This window comes from Streptomyces sp. NPDC005899 (assembly GCF_040629645.1).
Classification (GTDB): domain Bacteria; phylum Actinomycetota; class Actinomycetes; order Streptomycetales; family Streptomycetaceae; genus Streptomyces.
Map to the genome: position 1 here is coordinate 1 of NZ_JBEXWB010000496.1, position 3,549 is coordinate 3,549.

General features: G+C 74.4%; 3 protein-coding genes. All 3 read right to left on the reverse strand.

The annotated features are described in order from the left end of the window. Nucleotides 1-58: 58 nt before the first annotated feature. Nucleotides 59-1,045 (reverse strand): sugar-binding domain-containing protein, encoded by a 987-nt coding sequence (locus ABZ371_RS30430; protein WP_358685682.1) that lies wholly within the window; start codon nt 1,043-1,045, stop codon nt 59-61. A 139-nt stretch (nt 1,046-1,184) separates the two neighbouring features. Then, the gene (rpe, locus tag ABZ371_RS30435) at nt 1,185-1,868 is read right to left on the reverse strand and encodes a ribulose-phosphate 3-epimerase (protein WP_358685676.1); all 684 of its coding nucleotides are present in this window, start codon (nt 1,866-1,868) and stop codon (nt 1,185-1,187) included. 122 nt (nt 1,869-1,990) lie between these two features. Beyond that, nucleotides 1,991-3,424 (reverse strand): transcription antitermination factor NusB, encoded by a 1,434-nt coding sequence (locus ABZ371_RS30440; protein ID WP_358685679.1) that lies wholly within the window; start codon nt 3,422-3,424, stop codon nt 1,991-1,993. Nucleotides 3,425-3,549: the final 125 nt, after the last annotated feature.

Here is a 3,549-nt window from a genome sequence, read left to right on the forward strand (position 1 = left end):
CGGGCACCGCACGGGTGCCCGGCCTCCGCCGTGTGCGGCCGGCGGTCCGGCCGCGCGGTCAGTCGTCCGGGTCGGCCCGCTCCAGTGCGGGGCGCTGGCCGGCCGCGGACTCCGTGAGCAGGTAGTCGGCGGCAGCGGTGTCCGTGACGAGGCTGGTGACCAGACCCGAGCGCAGGACCGCGCCGATCGCGGCCGCCTTGCGCTGCCCGCCCGCGATGGCCACGACCTCGGGGATCCGGCGCAGCCGGTCCGCCTCCACGGTGATGCACCGCTCGCCCAGGTCGCGGCCGACCCGGCGGCCGTCCGAGTCGAAGAGGTGAGCGGACATCTCCGCGGCCACACCGAGGGAGGCGTAGTGCGCGCGCTCCTCGTCGGACAGCATGTCGTGCACGGTCGAGATGCCGGGCTCCCAGGAACCGATGGACACCGCGGCGACCGTCACCTTGTCGAAGTACTCGAAGGCGCGGGCGATCCCCGTCTGGTGGCGCAGGGCCGCCGCCGTCGCCGGATCCGGCAGCAGCATCGGGGCGTAGATCGGGTGGGCCTCGCCGCCCGAGACCTGGGCCGCTCGGCGGACCGCCTCGACCGAGCCGCGCTCGGCCGTCCCGGCGTCGTACACCCCCGTGAGCTGGACCACCGTGCACGGTGGCAGCCGGTCCAGGGCCGCCGCCATGTGGATCGTGGAGCGGCCCCAGGCCAGACCGAGGACATCGCCCTCGTTCACCAGCTCGCCCAGGAGCTCGGCCGCCACCTCGCCCAGGTTCTCCGGGTCGGCGGCGTCGTCCTGCTCCTCCGCCGGTGACTCGACCACGACCGCGTGCCGCAGGCCGTACCGCGCGCGGAGCGCGTCGGAACGCTCCGCGTCCAGCTCCGCCGGTACCCGGATCTCGATCCGTACGAGATCACGCTCGAGCGCCGTCTCCAGGACCCGGGCCACCTTGAAGCGGCTCACGCCGAACTCCTCGGCGATCTGGATCTTGGATTTCCCCTCGAGATAGAACCGGCGCGCCATGGCCGCCGCCTGCACCAGCTCCGCGGGTCCCATCCGCATGGCTGACCGACCCGCCGAGATGCCAGACACCGCGATCTCCTCACTGCCGTTCACGCGCTCGATACGCCGTTCATCCTGTCAGACACTGCGATCCTCGATCCGGCCCGTCGGGCCGCGTTCATCCGCCCTTCGTTCAGTGTGCGCACGCCCAGGGCGCGGTGGCGGTGACCGCGTCCGCCTGCCGGCGCAGCGCGCGCACGGCCTCGGCCGGGTCCTGCGCCCCGTACACCGCCGAGCCGGCGACGAAGACGTCCGCGCCCGCCTCGGCGCAGCGCTCGATGGTGGCGGCGGAGACCCCGCCGTCGACCTGGAGCCACAGCTGGAGCCCGTGCTTGGAGATCAGCTCCCGGGTACGCCGGATCTTCGGCAGCATGATGTCCAGGAACGCCTGGCCGCCGAAGCCCGGCTCCACCGTCATGATCAGCAGCATGTCGAGCTCGGGGAGCAGGTCCTCGTACGGCTCGATCGGGGTGGCCGGTTTCAGCGCCATGGAGGCGCGCGCACCCTTCGCCCTGATCTCCCGCGCCAGCCGTACCGGCGCCGCGGCGGCCTCCGCGTGGAAGGTGACGGAGCCGGCGCCGGCCTCCACGTACTGCGGAGCCCAGCGGTCGGCGTCCTCGATCATCAGGTGGCAGTCCAGCGGGGTGTCCGTCGCCCTGCTCAGCGCTTCCACGACCGGCACACCGAGTGTCAGGTTGGGCACGAAGTGGTTGTCCATGACATCGACATGGAGCCAGTCGGCGCCTTCGACGGCCTCGGCCTCCTCGGCGAGGCGCGCGAAGTCGGCGGACAGGATACTGGGGTTGATCTGGGCCATGCACCCAAGCCTGCCATGTTCCGCGCCACTTCCCCGCCTCGGTGCGCCCCAAAGCCTCACGGGATCATTACGGTTCGCGCATTCCCGGCTTTTCGACCCGCCCCGGCCCGCCGTCCCGGCCGTCAGCCCGTCCGGCGCAGCAGGGCCAGGTACATCGCGTCCGTGCCGTGCAGGTGCGGCCACAGCTGGACGTCGGGCCCGTCGCCCAGGGCCGGCACGCCCGGGAGCAGCGGGCGGGCGTCCACCCACTCCGCCTCGGCGGGTGCTCCCCCGCGCCCCCTGAGCACGTCCTCGACGACGACCCGGGTCTCCGCGAGGTGGGGTGAGCACGTCGCGTAGCCGACGACCCCGCCGACCCGGACGGCCTTCAACGCCTCGCGCAGCAGGCCCCGTTGCAGGGGCGCGAAGCTCTCGAGGTCCTCCGGGCGGCGCCGCCAGCGCGACTCCGGCCGCCGCCGCAGCGCGCCGAGTCCGGAACAGGGGACGTCCATCAGGACCCGGTCGAAGGAGCCGGACCGCCACGGCGGCCTGGTGCCGTCCGCGGTGACCACCTGGTACGGGCCCGGGTTGCCGGCCAGGGCGCGCCCGACGAGCCGGGCGCGGTGCGGCTGCTTCTCGGCGGCGAGGAGCGACGCGCCCCTCCCGGCGGCGAGCGCGGCGAGCAGGGCGGCCTTGCCTCCCGGGCCGGCGCAGCCGTCGAGCCACCGGGTGTCGCGGCCCTCGACGGGCGCGGCGGCGAGGGCCGCGGCGACGAGCTGGCTGCCCTCGTCCTGCACGCCCGCGCTGCCGTCCCGCACGGCGGCCAGGGCGCCGGGCTCTCCCCCCTCGGCCATCCGCACGGCGTAGGGGGACCAGCGGCCCGGGAGGCCGCTCTCCTCACCGAGGGCGGCCAGCAGCTCCTCGGGGGTGGAGCGGCCGGGCCGGGCGGCCAGCGTGACCTCGGGCCTCTCGTTGTCCGCCTCCAGGAGGTCCTCGATCCCGGCACGGCCACCACCGAGGGCGTCCCAGAGGGCGGAGACGATCCAGCGCGGGTGCGAGTGCACGAGGGAGAGGTGGGCCTCGGCGTCCTCGTCGTAGGGCGGGGCGACGCGCTTCACCCAGCCGTCCAGGTCGTCGGCGGCGACCTTGCGCAGCACCGCGTTGACGAACTTGGCGCGGCCCTCGCCCAGCACGACCCTCGCCAGCTCGACGCTGGCGGACACGGCCGCGTGGGTGGGGATGCGGGTGCCCAGCAGCTGGTGCACGCCCATGTTCAGCACGTCGAGCACCGGCGGATCGACCTCGCGCAGCGGCCGGTCGATGCAGGCGGCCACGATCGCGTCGTACGTGCCCTGCCGGCGCAGTGTCCCGTAGACCAGCTCGGTCGCCAGTGCCGCGTCCCGGCCGTCGAAGTCACCCTTGGCGCGGGCCTTCCTCAGGAGCGGCGGCAGGACGAGGTTGGCGTACGCGTCCCGTTCGTCGACGGCCCTGAGGGCCTCGAAGGCGAGGAAGCGGACGGGGTCCTTCTGCGGGCGGCGGTGCTGCTTGGCCGGACGGCGACGCTGCTGGTCGTTCACGTGAAAGGTGCTCCGCTGATGGTGAGGGGGCGAACCTCTCCAGCGTACGTCGGCCACGCCCGCCACCCGTCCGGGAGGGGCGGGGCGGTACGGCCCGGCGGCACGCCGCGCGGGCGGTGCCCGCC